The organism is Desulfovibrio inopinatus DSM 10711 (assembly GCF_000429305.1).
Taxonomy (GTDB): Bacteria; Desulfobacterota; Desulfovibrionia; order Desulfovibrionales; family Desulfovibrionaceae; genus Alteridesulfovibrio; species Alteridesulfovibrio inopinatus.
Genome location: NZ_AUBP01000037.1, coordinates 1 through 17,713 on the forward strand (window position 1 = coordinate 1; position 17,713 = coordinate 17,713).

Consider the following 17,713-nt stretch of genomic DNA (forward strand, 5'->3'; position numbering starts at 1 on the left):
TTGGCAAAATATGCCAAGATTTTGAAGCCACTCTGGTTGAGATGGACGGAGAAGACGACTATGTGCATTTACTCGTGAATTATCCGCCGAAAGTGTCTCTGTCTAAACTCGTGAACAGTTTAAAAGGTACGTCTTCTCATCTCATGCGTAACAAATTTGAGGACTTAAGAAAGAGGTATTGGAAGGGGGTGCTTTGGAGCCCAAGTTATTTTGCCGCTTCTTGTGGGGGCGCTCCTCTTTCCGTAATGAGGCAGTACATAGAACAGCAACGCACACCCGCCTCAAGGCGTAAGAGGATAAAAGCGGACTGTCCCTTGCGTTCCCCTTGCCAAAACTGCTCAAATCGTTATTTTTTCCACGAGTACAGTCAAATGGGGGAACACGATGATGAGCGACACTACACGTTGGGACAATGCCACGCTGGACGAAAAGGTCCATTTTGCCGAGGATCTGATTGAATCGACGTTGAAACAATACGAAGGTGCCGTTGCCCTCTGCTTCACAGGTGGCAAAGACAGTACTACCCTGTTGTGGATGGTGCACAATGTCTGCAAACGCACGGGGTTGCCCTTACCCTCGTGCGTTTATATTGATGAAGGCGACGTTTTCGATGAAATTGAAGAAGCGGTAGACCGACTCACCACCCAATGGAACCTCCCGTTGGTCCGCCTTGGCAATACAGATATTCTTGATCGAGATCCCGAAGTTGGCGAGCCGATTCCCGTGGCTGACCTGTCTCCGGAAAATCAAGCTGAACTGGCAGCAATTGAATTTGACGAAGACTATTTTCGCTTCGAACCTGAATCGTTTGAAGGAAGCCACCTTATCAAAATCGTACCACTTCGCGACTATATAGAAGCAAACGGTATCAAAGCAGTATTCGTTGCTTTACGGTGGGATGAACACGAGGCCCGAGGCGAAGAAACCTTTGAAAGCCCGCGTGAAAATCCAGATCACCTCCGCATCCATCCTCTTTTGCCCATCACCGAACGCGAAATTTGGACACTGACCCACGACAAGAGCATTCCGTTCTGCGAACTCTACACGCAAGGATATCGATCCATCGGTGCCCGATACAACACCAATCCTGTATTTGCCGGTATACCAGCTTGGGAACAGGATCTTGAAAATACATCGGAGCGCATGGGACGCGGTCAGAACAAAGAGGATATAATGGAACAATTGCGCAGTTTAGGCTATATGTAACCATGTCGTTTCATCATTGAATTCGACGAGTTCATTATGTCCAATGTTATCTGCTCCATCGACCTCTCGACGCGAATGATTGAATCGACTCCCGTCGACGCCGACTTGAGCCGGCGTTATCTTGGGGGACGAGGCATTCATATTCGCCTCCTCTATGACCTCGTATCTCCAGGGATGGACCCACTGGCCCCCGAAGCTCCACTTCTTGTCGGCGCCGGACCATTAGCCGGCCTCCCGTGTCCCTCGGCAGCCCGAACCAATGTGACCGGAAAATCCCCGGAATCGTGGTTTCTTGCTGATTCGAATTTTGGCGGCCACTTCGCCCCAGCCATGCGTAAAGCGGGTTTTGATCATCTTGTGCTGACAGGAAAAAGTGATGAACCCTGCCTGATTCTTCTCGAAAACAACACCGCATCCATTCAGGATGCCAGCGGGCTCTGGGGTAAGGACTCCATTGCGACCATGGAACTTCTCAAAGAACGATACGGTAAGCGAGCTCAAATCGCCTGTATTGGACCAGCAGGAGAAAACCTTGTTCGATTTGCCTGCATACGACATGGATATAAAAGTGCGGCGGGAAAAGGCGGTCTCGGATGCCTCATGGGGTCAAAACGTATCAAGGCGATTGTGGCCTTAGGTCACACCCCGCTCCCCATCCATAATCCTGAAGGCTTGCGTGCCCTCAATAAAAAGCTCACGGACCGCATCAAAGCATCACGAACGCGTGAGATACTGCATACGCTGGGAACCGCCTACCTCTTTGACCTGCACAACTTCAGCGGCGTGGTTCGTACGCACAACGCCCGGTTTTCCAAATTTCCCCAAGGCAAGGGGTTGCGATCCCGATCACTGGCCAAGCGCTATGACGGACACCGTGCATGCTTCGGGTGCGCAATCGGCTGCCGCCACACGTATCTTCGTCCCGATACATCGTGTCATTCCCGCGGCGTTGGTGTCGAATATGGCACGTTGGGCGCCTTCGGCCCCATTTGCGGAATTACCGATCCTGAAACGATTTTACATCTCAACGACCTGACCAACGACCTCGGCTTAGATTCCTGTGCCACCGGCAATCTCATCGGATGGGCCATTGATCTGTTTCAAGAAGGTCTCCTCACGACGACCGACACCGATGGTCTTGAACTGTCTTTTGGCGACGGTCCAACCATTGTGCGACTTGTGGAAGATATTGCATATCGACGTGGATTCGGCTCCACACTCGCAGATGGTCCCAAAGAACTCATGGAACATTTTCCCAAAGAAGCTACAGACCGTCTCGTTCAGGTTAAAAACTCCACACAAACCGACTCCGTTGACGTGCGCGCTTTTAAGGGATTCGCTCTTGGTGTTGCCACATCAACGCGAGGGGCCGATCATTTACGAAGTCGGCCAACAATGGAAGCCATCAACCTGGATGCCGCCACGCTCGAAAAATTCTATGGCCGCTCCATCCCCACCGATCCCGACGCTTACGACGGCAAAGCCTTTATGGTCTGGCGAAGCGAACTTGAATACGCCCTTGGCGATGCGCTCGGCCTTTGTCGATTTGTCCAACGCTTCAACAGCCCCGATCACATCTCTCCGGACGAAATACGGCAACTCCTCAATCTCGCATGCGGTATTGATCTGACGGCCGAAGAACTCGAAAACGCAGCTGAACGCATTCTGACGACCGAACGCCTATTTCTGAACCGCGAAGGTATCACGCGCCGCGATGATACCCTGCCCCCGTGGGTCTTCACCCCAATTCAAGACGGTCCCCGCAAAGGGGCATATATCGACCGGGAACGATTCGAAGCCATGCTCGACGAGTACTATAGCTTGCACGGTTGGGATCCCCAAACCGGCAGACCGACGCAGGAAACACTGCGTCGCCTGGGCATTTGAGGCGGAAATATAAAAACGGCTGGAAAGGTCACCCCCTCCAGCCGCTGAAGTACAAAACGTTTTGCAACTACATCACGTCTGTCAGTGACAGCGCAACGTGCTTCGTGTTTTCCAACACATCTTTCGCCCCAACAATCACAGTATCGGCTTCGGCCATGGCTTGACGCAACACCGTCCCGAATGCGCGAAAATCCTCTTGCGTTACGGCAAACATTTCTTCACGCATGCGTTGCCGATCCTCATCGGTATCACCGACCAAAGACCGGATCATACCGGAAAAGCCTTTGGCATCCGGCAGTTTGTAGGCATCAAGATCTCCAACTGCACCGACGATATTTTTATCCAGCTCTTCCTGGGACAACGTCAGCTCTTCAAGAAAGGCACCAGCCTCATCGTAGGCGACCAGCGTCTTATCAGTATTGGGATCGCGATACGAAAGCAGTGCAACAAGACCATTGAATCGGTCAACCAGGCTGAACGCACCATATGCTCCGCCACGAACACGAATACGTTCCCAAAGGTAGCCCGTCCGCAGATAGCGGCTTATAACGTGCGTGGCGCCATTGATCTGGTATCCCAATTTTTTCACATCGGCCGCTTTCCCGACATAATTGACCTGCGCCGCAATAGTCAGCCCTTCTGCGCTCGCCCGCGTTACGGATGCTTGAGGATGGCGTTCGATATCACCGGTTTCCAGAGCCGAACTCAACTCGGCAAGATTGTCCAGAACGCGTGCTGCCTGATGCTCGGCCACGGTCACGTTGGCGACCATGGCATTTTTGATGAGCAACCGACGACGAATTTCCTCAAGGTCTTCGCGGACACCGTCAAAATCCTCGCGTACGCGCTTTTCCAGCCTGCGTAAGAAGAACAACTGCTCCACCCCGCTCAAGCGTTCATTCATCGCTCCAGCCTGACTAAAGCTCGCACCGAGACGAAGTCTGGCTACGCTATGTCCTGCAGGGATAAGACGCATTTCGGCGCGTGTTCGTGATTCCGTCACGATTTGGAGAAAACGATCTCGATTTCCCAGATTTGCCGTCGTCAAAATATCCAACAACACATCGGATAACTCGGAAAATTTGTCGACCGTCGCCTTCCCACGCAAGAAGAGGCGTGCCGCCACATCCCCGGATTTTGTCGTAGCAATTGAGGGGCTCCGAACGATCCCACCGGTCTTCGCACTGATACGGCGAGTCAAACTGACTGCATCCTGTTTGGCCGTCCCCATTTCGAGCAAGGCTCGGCCGAACAGATTGATGTAAGGGAACAAATGCTCGGGCAAAACCGTCAGATCGAATCCGAGATCAAGATAGGCAACGCCATTGGTTTCAAGATCATTGAAATAGAGCTGTTCCATGTCTGCCGATCGTTCCATAGTCAACGTTGGCATGTTCTTTGGAGGCAAATCAGCCGGAATCAATTGCGGAATACTGGCCAATGCTTCGGCTGAATCCGGAGTATGCTGAAACGTCGCCAGTGCTCCAGCGTCATCGGCAACGCGCTGTTCCCGATCCTCTCCAAGCCCTTCATATAGTGCCTTGATGCGGTTCTGCTCTTCATTTTTACGTCGTTGCGCCAAACCGGCATCGGGCTCAAGAATCAACGTAACGCGATGATTATTTTGTAAAATGAACTGGTTGAGCAAATCTTCCAATACCCGTTTACCGGCGGCCAAATCATGCTTGATTTCAGCCAACGGCGCTTCAAAACGCAGACCGGCGATAGGATCACGTTCATAAAGCCAATCAGCAAGTGACATGAGCATCATCGACAGCCCGCGGGGAAATGCCCCTGTGTTCTGTTCGCGCAAAGAAAACTCAATGGTGTTGACTGCCGCTTCAATCGCTTCAGACTCGATTCCATTTTCAGCCAGTCCTTGCAAAGTGGAGATGATAAGTTTTTCCACTTTCCCTTCATACCCTGGAGCAACGCCCTTGAGTCCTGTGGAAAAATAGAATTGCCGTAACTCTTCTTCGAGTCCGACACCCGCAAGATCATCTCCATAATTGGAATCTATCAACGCTTTACGTAACGGCGATGAAGACAATCCGATCAGCGCATGTTCAAGAATGTGAAGACCGAGCCGGGTTTTCAAATCCGTAATTTCAGGGAACAACCAGCTCACAGTCATCATGAGCCCCATATCCGGGCTGGAAGGCTCCACCGGCATGCGATGCGTTTTCGGTGACGTCGCCAAAGGTTGCAAATCGACAGCCGCTTTTTTCTCCCTTGGGCCGAATTCACGCAAGTATTCATCAAGCTTGGCGAACCGCCGCTCAATATCTCCATCTCCATAGAAAAAGATACGAGCATTCCCCGGGTGATAATAGGTTTTATGGAAATCGATAAACGCCTCATATGTCAAATCAGGAATTACAGCCGGCTCGCCGCCGGAATCGACTCCATATGTCGTATTCGGAAACAAAAGACGCTGAGAAAATTCGGACAAAACACCATCAGCGGCAGAATATGCCCCTTTCATTTCATTATAGACCACGCCACGAATAGACAATCCGTTGTCATCGCCAGTTGGATCAAGATGCCATCCTTCCTGATGGAAGATCTCTTTGTTGATGCGTGGGAAAAAGACGGCATCGAGATAGACATCAATCAGGTTATAGAAATCTTCTTCGTTCGCACTGGCCACGGGATAGCAGGTTTTATCAGGATAGGTGAACGCATTGAGAAAGGTATTGAGTGACCCTTTCAACAATTCAACAAACGGCTCTTTGACAGGATATTTTCGTGATCCGCACAAAACAGAATGTTCCAAGATATGCGCCACCCCCGTAGAATCGGAAGGGGGTGTTTTGAATGAAACGCCAAACACCTTATTTTCGTCGGCGCACTGAATCGACAATATCTCGGCACCAGTCACAATATGTCTGCAATACAGGGCATCAGCGGCATATTCTGCGATGTGCTCCTGCCGGATCACTTCGTATCCTTCCACTTTGAACATGCATTCTCCTTAGAATTCGGCACATCAATCGTTTTGCTGCGCCGCGGTTCGACGTTTTCACATGCTACGGAACGGGTCCTCATCAAGAAAACACGCCCGCTCCGGACACGGTATCCTAAAGAAGTCACTCTTTAAAGTCGCGTTCAAATCATTGCTGGCCACAAAGAAAACAAACCTTTTGCGTTTTTTTGATGGCAATCGCACTCTCGGGCTTTACAAATACTGGTGATAGTGACTAATACTACTAGCTGTAAACTCGTTCGGCTCCATGAAAATAGAATTGCACTGAACAGGTGCTGAATGCAAAAAAAAACACATTTTTTTAACAAATTCTATTGACATAAGCCGTCCGATCTTGTTTTACTCTTTAAATCAAAATACCGGTTTCTGCACGAAGTCGGATTTTGTCAAGATCGATCTCGATCTTGCACGTTCATGGTGCGTCGCCTGAAGGGTGGGCTTTTCACCGTGAGCATGAGGGTGTTTTTGGCAATTGTGTTGAAACTTCACACTGTTATGTTGGTAAGGAGGAATTATGAGAAGGATTTCCATGAAACTCGTCGCTTTGACCGCTATGGCTGTGATGCTGCTCGGCTTCGCTGGCCCGTCTGCCGCCAAGCTCGTTCCCAAAGTCGACAACTTCATCCTCTTCGTTGACCATTCCGGTTCCATGGGCACCGCGTACAAAGGTTCCCGTTATGTCCAGATGGGTGGTATCTCCAAGATCGCCCTGGCCAAGAATCTGCTCCTGTCCATGAATCAGGAAATTCCTGAACTGGGTTACCAGGGCGGCCTGTACACCTTTGCTCCGTACAAAGAGTACGCTGCGATGGCTACCTACAACCGCGCTGACATGGAACCCGCCATCAACGCTATTACAACCGAATACAACCTGATGCGCCGCACCCCCATGGGTTGGGGTCTGGAAGACGTCGATAAGGTCATCGGTGGCCTGTCCGGCAAGACCGCTGTCATCATCTTCTCTGACGGTGCCTCCAACCGTGGTGTCGATCCCCGTGTTGTTGCCCGCCAGATGGTTGACAAGTACGGCGACAAGATCTGCTTCCACATTGTCAGCTATGCCGACACCAAGTACGGTGAAGAAGTCCTGAAAGAAATCGCTGCCATGAGCGAATGCTCCTGCATGGCCATCGGCGAAGACCTCGTTGCCAAAGAAAACCTGGTCCAATTCCTGATGTGCTCGCTCTACGAAGACATCGAAGAAGACGAAACCGTCATCTTCCGCAGCATTTACTTTGACTTCGATAAGTCCAACATCAAGCCCGAATTCGTGCCCGTGCTCGAAGAAGGTCTTGAAATCATCAACGCCAAGCCCGAAGCCACTGTTGTCCTCGGCGGCCACACCGACAGCGTTGGTACGGTTCCCTACAACCAGGGTCTGTCCGAACGCCGCGCCAACTCCGTCAAGGCTTTCTTCGTCAAGCGTGGTGTTGATCCCATGCGCATCGAAGCCGTCGGTTACGGCGAACTCAATCCCAAGTACAGCAACGCCACTGCTGAAGGTCGCCGCATGAACCGCCGCGTCGACATCAACTTCAAGTAGGCGATACACCTTTTAACCTCGGGCCAGTCGGCAATGCCGACTGGCCCGATCTTGTCTTTTAGCGAGGTACTATCTGTATGAAAAAGGCACGTATCCTGGTCATCACCGGTCTTCTCGGTCTGCTTGCCCTCCCTGTTCACGCCGGTTCCCAATTGACCCCCATGAACGGAAGTATGAGCATCACGCCGACGAAGGCCACGACGGTCGCAGCAATTCAAACCACCGCGCCGAAGTCACCAGATGCAGCCGCAGTTGCCGCTGTCACCAAGACAGTCCCTAAAGCTGCAAAAACCCAGGATAAACCTAAGCTCGTTGCCGCCATCACGCCTCCCAAATCTGCTTACACCTCTTCCTCTTCCAAAGGCGATGCAAAGCTCAGCGCTATCGAAAAAGAATTTTACGCATACGCGCAAAACTGGCTCCAAAAATCCGCTCAACTTGGCGTTGGCACCAAAAAATCCGACATGCAAGTTACGAAGATCGGAGATAAATTTGTGGCGTCCTATCAAGAAATCGAATTCAACTCACTGCGCACCGAGGTCAAAAAGAAAAACTATGACCATACTCCTTACGTAGGCCACATGTGCTATAAGGTGCTCACCCACAAATCCATTGCCGATACCAAGCAAGCCGCTCTCAATGGCCCCTTCGTCGCTCAAGAGCACTCCATGCGCGAAATTTTCGGATACGACGGCAAGAAGAAGGCTTGGCGTTAAGTCCACACTCCTTTTTACGTTCACGAATCGAAAAAAGTCCATCGCCTCTTGCGATGGACTTTTTTTTCAGTATAAATCCAAACTAAGATTAAAAACCCTTTGAAACGGTGCTCATATGCACTCTCTGGAGGATATCACATGAGTTGTGACGAACATCACCATCACGATGACCACCATCATATGCTCGACCACGCGAAAGTTGGAAAACCGGTGACACCGTTCACGATGGAAACATTTGATCCCGAAGAAGGTTTCTTTGGAGAAATCTCACTTGAAAAATGCCTGGACGAAAAAAAGTGGGTCGTGCTTGTTTTCTATCCCGCCGATTTCACATTTGTTTGCCCGACAGAACTGGCCGACTTGGCGGACAAGCATGCTGAGCTAAAAAAAATGGATTGCGAAGTTATCTCCGTGTCCACTGATACCAAATTCTCGCACATGGCCTGGAAAACGAGTGAAAGGCTGCTGGAAAACGTAAAATACAAAATGGCAGCAGACCCCACCGGCAAAGTTGCTCGCTATTTTGGTGTCTATGATTGCGAAACCGGGTTGGCGCTGCGGGGTACGTTCATCATCAACCCCGAAGGTCTGCTTGTTTCATCGGAAATCAACTTCTATAATGTGGGCCGTAATGCTGATGAGCTGCAACGCAAAATGGAAGCCAATGTCTACCTGAAAGACCACCCGGCAGAAGCCTGCCCTGCAAAGTGGAAACCCGGCTCCAAAACGCTCACCCCTTCGGAAAAACTCGTCGGTAACGTATACTCATCTATGATTGATTAAACGTATGCCGTTTTCCGACCACGCAGATCGAGATGGTCTGGTTATGCAGCAAAAAACCACGCATATACATCGATATTACTCTTCTATCCTGCCCTGCTAAAATCACAACACGGCGGCCGTCCGAAAAAAAGCCGCCGTGTTTGAAAAATGGTATTCAGAAAAACAACAAGTAATTTTCGGCGTGTTATCGCCCATACATCGTTGTCCAACGCTGCATTCGACGTGCAATTTCGTCGGACAGCAAACCGGGCTTCAATCTCCACGTCCAGTTGCCCGCAGGTAAAGATGGCGTGTTCATACGCGCTCCAGCCCCCAAACCAAGAACGTCTTGAAGAGGAAATATCGCCATCTCGGCCACACTGGCCATCGCAAGACGAATAAGTGCAGTGGACACCTCGTCTTCCGAAACTTCATGCCCAATGTAGGCAAACAGGCTTTCTTTAACCTCTTCGGACGCTTCTGATGAAAACCACCCTTTCGTTGTATTATTGTCGTGTGTGCCGCTATATGCAACACTTCCCACATCGTAATTGTGCGGGATATCACGACTATCTGCGAGATTATCACCAAAGGCAAACTGCAAAATACGCATCCCCGGCAAGTCAAACGCACTTTTGAGTTCTTCAACATCCGCTGTAATGATGCCAAGATCTTCGGCAATAATGGGTAATCTGGCAAAGTGTTTGAGGAGTGCATTGAAAAAATCATGTCCTGGGCCATCCACCCACTCACCATTAATCGCAGTTTCTTCTTCGACCGGAACTTCCCAGTACGCGGCAAAACCGCGAAAATGGTCAAGACGGATAAAATCGGTCAAATCAAGATTATGCTCAATCCGCTTAATCCACCAATGAAAATGAGACAGGCGGTGCACATCCCAGGCATATACAGGGTTCCCCCAACGTTGCCCGGTTTTACTGAAATAATCGGGAGGAACACCGGCAACAACGGTGGGTTCTCCTTCACTATCAAGTTGAAATAACTCCTGATGAGCCCAAACATCAGCGCTATCGTGGGTTACATAAATCGGAATGTCCCCCATCGTCAGAATATTTTTATCCTGAAGATACAACTTGAGGGCAAACCACTGTCTGTGAAAAAGGTATTGAACGTACTTCTCGTAGCGAATAATCGAGGCAAGACGGTCTGTCGCTTCTGCCAGAGCACTTGGATCACGATATCGCAATGGCTCCGGCCATTTGGTCCATTGTACACCACCATGCTCTGCCTTCAACGCTCGGAATAAGGCATGGTCATCAAGCCAGTACGCATTAAGCTTTTGAAATTGTCCGTAACAGCAATCGTTCTCCAACGATGTTTCAACCTTGGCATACGCTGTTTTCAGAAGATGCGTTCTGTGCCCTTCAACAGCCTGATAATCAACACGATCAGGGCGTGTTGATGCAAGTTCGGGAACATCGAGTGGATCAACATCTCCATTCTCCACCATCAGTTCCGGGCTGATAAAAAGAGGATTGCCGGCAAAAGCAGAATCACTACTATACGGGGAGTTGCCGATATATGAAGATGTAGGATTAAGCGGTAAAATCTGCCAATAGGATTGCCCGGCATCTGCCAAAAAATCCGCAAACCGATAGGCTTCTGGTCCCAAGTCTCCTATACCATAGCGGGACGGCAGAGATGAAATATGAAGGAGAATTCCGCTACCTCGTCTGTGCATAAGGACTCCATGGTAAAAACGTACTACTCAAAATGGAAGAGTCACATTGTGACAGCCCAAGAGCCAGACAATAGAGGCACTTGGGCTGAACACAAGCTGATCACAATCAGACATCAATCATGAGACGTAGCGTCTAAATTACGTGCCATCCCACAAAAGCAAAACAATCGTTCCGCATACAAACGATGCGCCTATTTCTTATTATGCAGGGGTTTAAAATACACAGCCCCAAGCGGCGGCAACGTCAAATTGAGCGTATACGACTCCTTCGTGCCTTCGGGATCAAGAGCTCGGACCTGGCCGGCATTACCGACTCCAGATCCACCATATTCAGCGGCATCACTGTTGAGAATCTCCATCCAGTCGCCCCCAAATGGCACACCGATACAATAATTGTAGCGCACAATCGGGGTGAAATTCATTGCGGCCACAACCACATCATTTTCATCTTCACCACGACGCATGAAGACAATCACACTTGATTCCGCGTCATGAAAATCAATCCACTCGAAACCCGTATTACTGAAATCACATTCGTGCAGAGATTTTTCAGCAATCAGCAATCTGTTCAGGTCTTTCAAGAATTGATTCACCCCATTATGTAAGGGATGTTTAAGTAAATTCCACTCAAGTTGTCCGTCATGCGCCCACTCGCTCCGTTGCCCAATCTCGGCCCCCATAAAGAGCAATTTCTTGCCGGGATGAGCATACATATAGGCATACAATAGACGCAACCCAGCAAATTGTTGCCACATATCGCCAGGCATTTTTCCAATGAGAGACCCTTTCCCGTACACCACCTCATCATGGGACAATGGTAAAACAAAGTTCTCAAAGAAAGCGTACCAAATAGAAAACGTCAGCGCATTGTGATGATATTTTCGATAAACAGGATCATGAGCAATATAATCCAACGTGTCATGCATCCAGCCCATGTTCCATTTCAGACCGAATCCCAAGCCACCGAGATAGGCCGGGCGAGAGACCATAGGCCAGTCCGTTGATTCTTCGGCCATGGTCTGCGTGTCCGGAAATGCCTCGTAAACGGACTCATTGAGTTTCCGCAAGAAGTCGATAGCTTCCAGATTCTCTTTCCCGCCGTACTTATTGGGAATCCAGTCACCATCTTCTCTGGAGTAATTCCGATACAGCATACTCGCCACAGCATCGACCCGCAATCCGTCAATATGGTATTTATCAAGCCAGTAATGTGCGCTGGAGATAAGAAACGCGCGTACTTCATAGCGTCCCAAATTGAAAATATAACAATTCCAATCGGGATGAAATCCTTCACGAGCGTCGGAATGCTCATACAAATTCGTGCCGTCGAATAGAGACAGCCCATGCCCATCCGTCGGAAAATGCGAGGGCACCCAGTCGAGGATGACCCCGACACCGGCTTGGTGCAAGCGATCGACAAGATACATAAAATCGCCAGGAGTGCCGTATCGGCTTGACGGGGCAAAATACCCTAAAACTTGGTATCCCCACGATCCGAAGAACGGATGCTCCATGACCGGCATGAATTCCACGTGGGTAAAGCCCATTTCCTTGACATAGGCAGGCAGTGTTTCGGCCATTTCCAGATACGAAAGAGAACGCCACCCTTCTTCCGGAACTCGCTTCCATGAACCAAGATGCACTTCATAGATGGACATGGGAGCATCCAGCGCATTCTTCTCGTTGCGATGGGTCATCCATTCCTGGTCTCCCCAGGTATATTCAAGATCCCACACGACCGACGCTGATTTGGGCGATACTTCCCAGAGAAAGGCGAATGGGTCACCTTTATCGGCTTGAAATCCGTTCGGACCTCCTATGTGATATTTATAGGTAAATCCCTTCTGTGCTCCCGGGATAAACCCTTCCCAAATTCCGGAAAAATCATCACGTTGTTGTAAGGGGTGTGCCCCCTGGTCCCAGTTATTGAAATCACCGACCACACTGACATATTCGGCATTCGGCGCCCACACCGCAAACAAAGCGCCCTCTTTGCCGGCCACGGTCATTCTGTGGCAGCCGAGTTTGTTGTACAATTCAAAATGATTGCCTTCTTTAAACAAATAGATGTCGTGCTCCGTGAGCAGGCTGACGTCATAATAGACAGGCTTTTTCATTATCATCTCCGGCAAACGCATACAGTGCGCGGCCTTCGGTTCTGGTTTCGCACGTTTGTACCACTGGTTCCGCTTTGCCAAGCGAAACCAAACCATTACCCACCATACGAACCTGCGGCATGTCCTGCAACGCTTTTTTCATTGGAATTCGGTGTCTCTTCGGTGAAGAATCGCAAAAATAAACAATAATGGAGAAAGAAGAGATAAAAACGAGATTATAATACAATAAACTGGACGACTCGTGATGTAACGAGACAGTCTCGTATGTATTCACAAGCCTGGGGAGGATGCTTCCCTCCCCCCCTGGACATTCATAATGCAATAGACGGAATACGAACCTCTTGAATCCAAGCTGTTTAAGGCGTTAGGATTTTTTCTTTCTCCACGGTTTTTCATGCCCCATGGCCAATCGATCAATGTTTTCTCGGTGTTTCCAAAAAACAAGAACGAGAACCGCTAACGAAACAGGAATAAGAGCATATTTTCCGGTGAAAAGGAGAAAAATCGGTAATACAGTCACAAGCAAAAGTGAGCCCATGGAGACATATCCTGACAAAACAATTGCCAAAATACAAACAAGGCTCGACAAAAAAGTCGCCGTAAATGCCAAAGCTGCGAAAACACCTAAGGTTGTGGCAACTCCTTTCCCGCCTTTGCCGTACAGAAAAGGCGAGTACATATGCCCCAAAATGGCAGCAAGAGCTGTCATGCTCAAAAAGAAAGTATTGTCAGAAATGGCCATGCCCACCCAAATAGGCATAAACCCTTTGGCAAAATCGAAGACCAGTGTTGCCACTCCGGCCTTGAAGCCACATAACCGTGCCACATTCGTAGCACCGACATTGCCGCTACCGGAACCTCGGGGATCCACGTTGTAATAAATGCGGGCGATAAACAACCCAAACGGGACTGAACCGGCCAAAAACGTCAGTACCCACCACAGAAAATAAGACATGATATCCTCCACGCTCAATCGATGCCGTCACATACAATACCGAGTGGGGATCGGTATTATCGGGCCTTTGTTGCTCTGAATGCACTTCTCGTCAGTTCTTACACCGTGGCCTGGTCGTCGAATTCAGGAAAATCGTCCATATCCGGTTCTTCCGATGCCTCAAGAACACGAAATTCATTAGCAAGTGGATCTATTTTACCCATTCGTAGCCGAAAGCGTTGACCGATGTAAATCTTTTCACCCAGCATTTCGCGCCCGGCGCGAACGTAAATCTGAAAATCCGGCAAAGACAACGTGATGAAGTTGGGAGCTTCTTCCACAACGACAGCCAGCCAGGTTGCCTGCTTGGCATTGGCCTGCATGTGAACAAGTTTCCAGTACCGCGGTCGAAAACGCTGAATAGGACTGACTGCTTCAAGTCGAGCATTGAGCATCAGCATGAGTGAACTGAGTTCTTCCTTGTTCCAGCGAGGCGCGTTGTTTTCAAGCCAAGACAACATCTGAGCCAAATTGATAAAATCAATGCATCGGCGCAACGGAGACGTAATGGAACAATACGCTTTGACCGCCAGACTGGCATGGGCTCCCGGTTCTGTATCAAGCACCGCCGAGGTCATGTGCTTGACCGCAGCATGAATTTCTTCTGGCCGAATTTTTACTCCGCGGGCTTCATCAGGCAAAACGACATCTTGTGCCCGAAACAGAAGAGGGAAGCCATGCTCTTTCGCAAACAAAGCAGTCGCTTCGTTTGCCAAGATCATAAATTCACTGACAACAAGTTGTGACATTGGTGTGACAACTGGCGGTTCAATATGAACTTTAACATTCTCGGGGTAGCCTTCGACAGTGGTTTTGGGATCATGACGCTCAATACAAACCGCCCCCGACGCAAGACGACGGCGGCGAAGAATTTGGGCTGCATCAAAAGCATCGACAAGATGTTGTTCCGCTGTGTGCTCTTCTAAAGCAGTCTGAACGTCACTATATGTCAGGTTTGCCTGAATACGTACCCAACTGAAGCGCGGGGTAAACGCAAGCATCTCTCCCAATTCGCTCAGCTCAATATCGAGGACAAGTGCCGGCCGGGACTGCTGCTCCACAAGACTAAATTGATCCGTGCCCAATACTTCGGGTAACATATGACTAATGCCTTCCGGCAAATATATGCTCGTTGCACGTTCCAATACGGCCTTGCCGAATGGAGAGGTAAGGTCAATACACAACGCAGGACAAGCCAGTGCAAGATGTACGTGAAAGCCACCAGAACCATTTTGTTCAATATAAAACGCATCATCAATATCACGAGTCGATGCCGAATCAATGCTGACAAAAGGAGTATCTTCAGGGTCACACTGTTTGCGCTCGAAACAGGCAACGATGTCAGCTATTTCATCGGTATATGATGCAACCCATGACTCATCCAGCACAAATCCAGCTTGATCCGCCAGATAATTATGATGAGGTTTTATAATTCCCCATTCTGTTGCCAAAATATATGGCTGCATAGGATGATCGGGCAGTCCTCTTTTCAGAAGCTTGAAGAGGGTCAACGCATCTTCATCATCTGGAGTGGCAATGAGTGTTCTCAGCGTTGCGGCCAATTTGCTCACGGCTTCCGGGGCAAGTCCGGCAACCAGGCGTTCAACATCGGTACGCTTTCCCGATGCCCATCCCGACCACAGAGCCTGAAAAAAGTCACTTCCCGCACCAACCACACGCTCCCGTTCCTGTGCGGCTTCAAGTTCAGACAGACGTCTCTCGACAACTTCAGCCGGATAGACTTCGAATTCAGGAGGATGAAATTTAAAATGGGTTTTGCATCCAAGCAACGCACGCCCACAACCGGCAAGTTCATCCGTACCAGGCTTGTCAAAAATAAGTTGCGCAAACCAAGTGGCGGACGCTTTTTCAACCTCTCCCTGAGCAAGTTCCCATATCTCCATGGGATCAATCGTTTCAGCAATCGTATTGCGTAAATCAAAGTGTTGAACAAGTTTTTCAAACATGTCTTCACGACTCAGTCCCGGTCCATAACTCGGCCCAGCCCAGGGCAAGAGCCTGGCTGCAGCCAGCTTCGCATCGCGCCTGGTATGTGTAAACAACTTGAGTTTGCCGCCCGATTCCTCGACGACAATAGCCAGAAGGGGCTGGTTCCCTTGCATGAATTCCACAATGGTTCCCGGCCCCGGGACATGGGTCAACAGTTTCGACATGAAATGCGCCTCCGACGCGCCACGATGCCAGCGAAGCCAGCACAAAAAGGAAATATCGGACATGCTTTGGCTATTCATCCGATATCAAACATTCCCCCGTCAAATGCCGTCTCGTGCAGATGACCTCCATTGTCCGGCCTCCGGCCGGTACCGGGAAAAGGGAAGCAACCGCGCCTGCACGCGGCTCTTCCCTCTTCCTCCCGTCTGTCCCGGCAATAGCATTCCGAGACTTTTCAAAACGTCGAGACGATTAATGCTTGAATGATCGCTGTCCGGTGAAGACCATAGCTGCCTGCGGGGTCGCTTCATTGACAGCTGTAATCACTTCATAGTCACGAATGGAGCCACCAGGTTGCGCAATGGCTTCGACGCCCTGTGACAGCACAAGGTCCACCCCGTCGCGGAAGGGGAAAAAGCCATCGGAAACAAGAACCGAGCCCCCCAAACCACCTTTGGCTTCATCCGTCCGCCGACGAATATCGGCCAGCGCCTGAGCTTTGGCCTCATCGGTTTTGGCCGCAAGCTCCAGTTCGTACAACGACATGCCCTGCTCGGTAAAAGCGAGGCGATCGGCGTATTTAGTGCGGGCTTTGTGAATTGTCAGTTCAACGACGCCAACTCGATCCTGTTCCCCCGTACCGATGGCCAATGTGGCGCCATCTTTGGCGAAAATAACCGAGTTGGATGTGACACCGGCTTCAACAGCCCAAGCAAACAGCAAATCTTCAGCTTCAGACGGGCTCGGAGCACGAGAGGCAACCACCTTACCATCATGTTCAACCTGTGCAGGCAAGAAGTCGTCTTGACTGAGAATCCGGTTACGGAAAGAGAACTGCAGAACGAGCCCACCGTCAGTGAGCGATTTGATGTCGAGAAACGGTTCTCCTGCTAAGACCTCAAGGTTGGCTAAACCGGGCATTTCAAGAATGCGCAAATTCTTTTTTGAGGTCAAAATCGTCAGAGCAGCCTTATCAAATGCCGGCGCAGCCACCACCTCAAAGTACGATTGATTAATGCGTTGTGCTGTGTCCGCATCCATCTTGCGGTTCACCACAATGGTTCCGCCAAACGCAGCGATACGGTCAGCCATAAGCGCTTTTTCAAAAGCCGTTGCCAAGCCGTCATTCGACCACGCTGCGCCACACGGGTTATTGTGTTTAAGAATAACAGCAGCCGGCTTTGCGGTGAGATACTGCAGAATATTTATGCCGTTATCGACATCGGTCAAGTTAATCTTTCCAGGATGCTTTCCGGCCTGAACCATATTCTCTTCGCTGATTGCGCTAACCAAACCTTTTCCCGGTCCACGCAATTCAACGCCGCCGAGGGTGAGTTCGCCGGCAGAGAGTTCATACAGCGCCGCTGGTTGATCTGGATTCTCACCATAACGCAATCCTTTTTCCTGGCCATCAATTGTCCAGGTCCGTTTGGTGAAGGACAACTCGGCATCACCTACGGTCAACCGCAACGTCTTCGGAAAAGGATCGTCCTGAAGGGTGCGGTACATTTTTTTCAAATCACTCATGATCGTCTCTCCTGACTGGTACGGAAGATGAAAGAGGAAGGATGCTAGCAAAATCCCATTCCCCCGGCAATTTGCAATTGGCCCTTGCTGAGACTTTGTGC

12 protein-coding genes and 1 pseudogene are annotated in these 17,713 nt (G+C 50.0%); 6 read left to right on the forward strand and 7 right to left on the reverse strand.

What is annotated here, in order from left to right:
- The 3 genes and pseudogenes from tnpA to G451_RS30355 all read left to right on the forward strand — a co-directional run.
- Positions 1-278: pseudogene (gene tnpA, locus G451_RS33780) on the forward strand (IS200/IS605 family transposase); the annotation flags it as partial.
- Positions 279-384: 106 nt separating this feature from the next.
- Positions 385-1,206 (forward strand): phosphoadenosine phosphosulfate reductase family protein, encoded by an 822-nt coding sequence (locus tag G451_RS0118725; RefSeq protein ID WP_051261677.1) that lies wholly within the window; start codon positions 385-387, stop codon positions 1,204-1,206.
- Positions 1,207-1,242: 36 nt separating this feature from the next.
- On the forward strand, positions 1,243-3,093 hold the full coding sequence (locus G451_RS30355) for an aldehyde ferredoxin oxidoreductase family protein (RefSeq protein WP_051261678.1): 1,851 nt from the start codon (positions 1,243-1,245) through the stop codon (positions 3,091-3,093).
- Positions 3,094-3,160: 67 nt separating this feature from the next.
- On the opposite strand, the gene G451_RS0118735 is transcribed toward G451_RS30355, so the two are convergent.
- Positions 3,161-6,058, reverse strand: coding sequence for an insulinase family protein (locus G451_RS0118735; protein ID WP_027185458.1), 2,898 nt, complete (start codon positions 6,056-6,058; stop codon positions 3,161-3,163).
- Positions 6,059-6,608: 550 nt separating this feature from the next.
- Here G451_RS0118735 and G451_RS0118740 point away from each other — a divergent pair.
- From G451_RS0118740 to G451_RS0118750, 3 genes are all read left to right on the forward strand, one after another.
- A complete protein-coding gene (locus G451_RS0118740; RefSeq protein ID WP_281171573.1) occupies positions 6,609-7,622 on the forward strand; it encodes an OmpA family protein in 1,014 nt (337 codons plus the stop codon).
- 77 nt (positions 7,623-7,699) lie between these two features.
- Complete coding sequence (locus tag G451_RS33090; protein WP_027185460.1) at positions 7,700-8,338, forward strand: hypothetical protein; 639 nt, start codon at positions 7,700-7,702, stop codon at positions 8,336-8,338.
- A gap of 138 nt (positions 8,339-8,476) precedes the next feature.
- Positions 8,477-9,121, forward strand: coding sequence for a peroxiredoxin (locus G451_RS0118750; RefSeq protein ID WP_027185461.1), 645 nt, complete (start codon positions 8,477-8,479; stop codon positions 9,119-9,121).
- Positions 9,122-9,305: 184 nt separating this feature from the next.
- On the opposite strand, the gene malQ is transcribed toward G451_RS0118750, so the two are convergent.
- The 6 genes from malQ to G451_RS0118785 form a co-directional block, all read right to left on the reverse strand.
- The gene (malQ, locus tag G451_RS0118755) at positions 9,306-10,802 is read right to left on the reverse strand and encodes a 4-alpha-glucanotransferase (protein ID WP_027185462.1); all 1,497 of its coding nucleotides are present in this window, start codon (positions 10,800-10,802) and stop codon (positions 9,306-9,308) included.
- A 191-nt stretch (positions 10,803-10,993) separates the two neighbouring features.
- The gene (glgB, locus tag G451_RS0118760; protein ID WP_425387519.1) at positions 10,994-12,919 is read right to left on the reverse strand and encodes a 1,4-alpha-glucan branching protein GlgB; all 1,926 of its coding nucleotides are present in this window, start codon (positions 12,917-12,919) and stop codon (positions 10,994-10,996) included.
- Complete coding sequence (locus tag G451_RS34600; protein ID WP_169727909.1) at positions 12,897-13,061, reverse strand: hypothetical protein; 165 nt, start codon at positions 13,059-13,061, stop codon at positions 12,897-12,899. The genes glgB and G451_RS34600 overlap by 23 nt, the downstream gene beginning before the upstream one ends.
- A 222-nt stretch (positions 13,062-13,283) precedes the next feature.
- Positions 13,284-13,874, reverse strand: a complete 591-nt coding sequence (plsY, locus tag G451_RS0118770; protein WP_027185464.1) for a glycerol-3-phosphate 1-O-acyltransferase PlsY — start codon at positions 13,872-13,874, stop codon at positions 13,284-13,286.
- A 98-nt stretch (positions 13,875-13,972) separates the two neighbouring features.
- A complete protein-coding gene (locus G451_RS0118775; RefSeq protein ID WP_027185465.1) occupies positions 13,973-16,087 on the reverse strand; it encodes a ribonuclease catalytic domain-containing protein in 2,115 nt (704 codons plus the stop codon).
- Positions 16,088-16,337: 250 nt separating this feature from the next.
- A complete protein-coding gene (locus tag G451_RS0118785) occupies positions 16,338-17,612 on the reverse strand; it encodes an IMP cyclohydrolase (RefSeq protein ID WP_027185467.1) in 1,275 nt (424 codons plus the stop codon).
- Positions 17,613-17,713: the final 101 nt, after the last annotated feature.

Coding starts and splice junctions, on each gene's coding strand:
- G451_RS0118725 (WP_051261677.1), top strand. CDS start 385: ATGATGAGCGACACTACACGTTGGGACAATGCCACGCTGGACGAAAAG.
- G451_RS30355 (WP_051261678.1), top strand. CDS start 1,243: ATGTCCAATGTTATCTGCTCCATCGACCTCTCGACGCGAATGATTGAA.
- G451_RS0118735 (WP_027185458.1), bottom strand. CDS start 6,058: ATGTTCAAAGTGGAAGGATACGAAGTGATCCGGCAGGAGCACATCGCA.
- G451_RS0118740 (WP_281171573.1), top strand. CDS start 6,609: ATGAAACTCGTCGCTTTGACCGCTATGGCTGTGATGCTGCTCGGCTTC.
- G451_RS33090 (WP_027185460.1), top strand. CDS start 7,700: ATGAAAAAGGCACGTATCCTGGTCATCACCGGTCTTCTCGGTCTGCTT.
- G451_RS0118750 (WP_027185461.1), top strand. CDS start 8,477: ATGAGTTGTGACGAACATCACCATCACGATGACCACCATCATATGCTC.
- malQ (WP_027185462.1), bottom strand. CDS start 10,802: ATGCACAGACGAGGTAGCGGAATTCTCCTTCATATTTCATCTCTGCCG.
- glgB (WP_425387519.1), bottom strand. CDS start 12,919: ATGAAAAAGCCTGTCTATTATGACGTCAGCCTGCTCACGGAGCACGAC.
- G451_RS34600 (WP_169727909.1), bottom strand. CDS start 13,061: ATGAAAAAAGCGTTGCAGGACATGCCGCAGGTTCGTATGGTGGGTAAT.
- plsY (WP_027185464.1), bottom strand. CDS start 13,874: ATGTCTTATTTTCTGTGGTGGGTACTGACGTTTTTGGCCGGTTCAGTC.
- G451_RS0118775 (WP_027185465.1), bottom strand. CDS start 16,087: ATGTCGAAACTGTTGACCCATGTCCCGGGGCCGGGAACCATTGTGGAA.
- G451_RS0118785 (WP_027185467.1), bottom strand. CDS start 17,612: ATGAGTGATTTGAAAAAAATGTACCGCACCCTTCAGGACGATCCTTTT.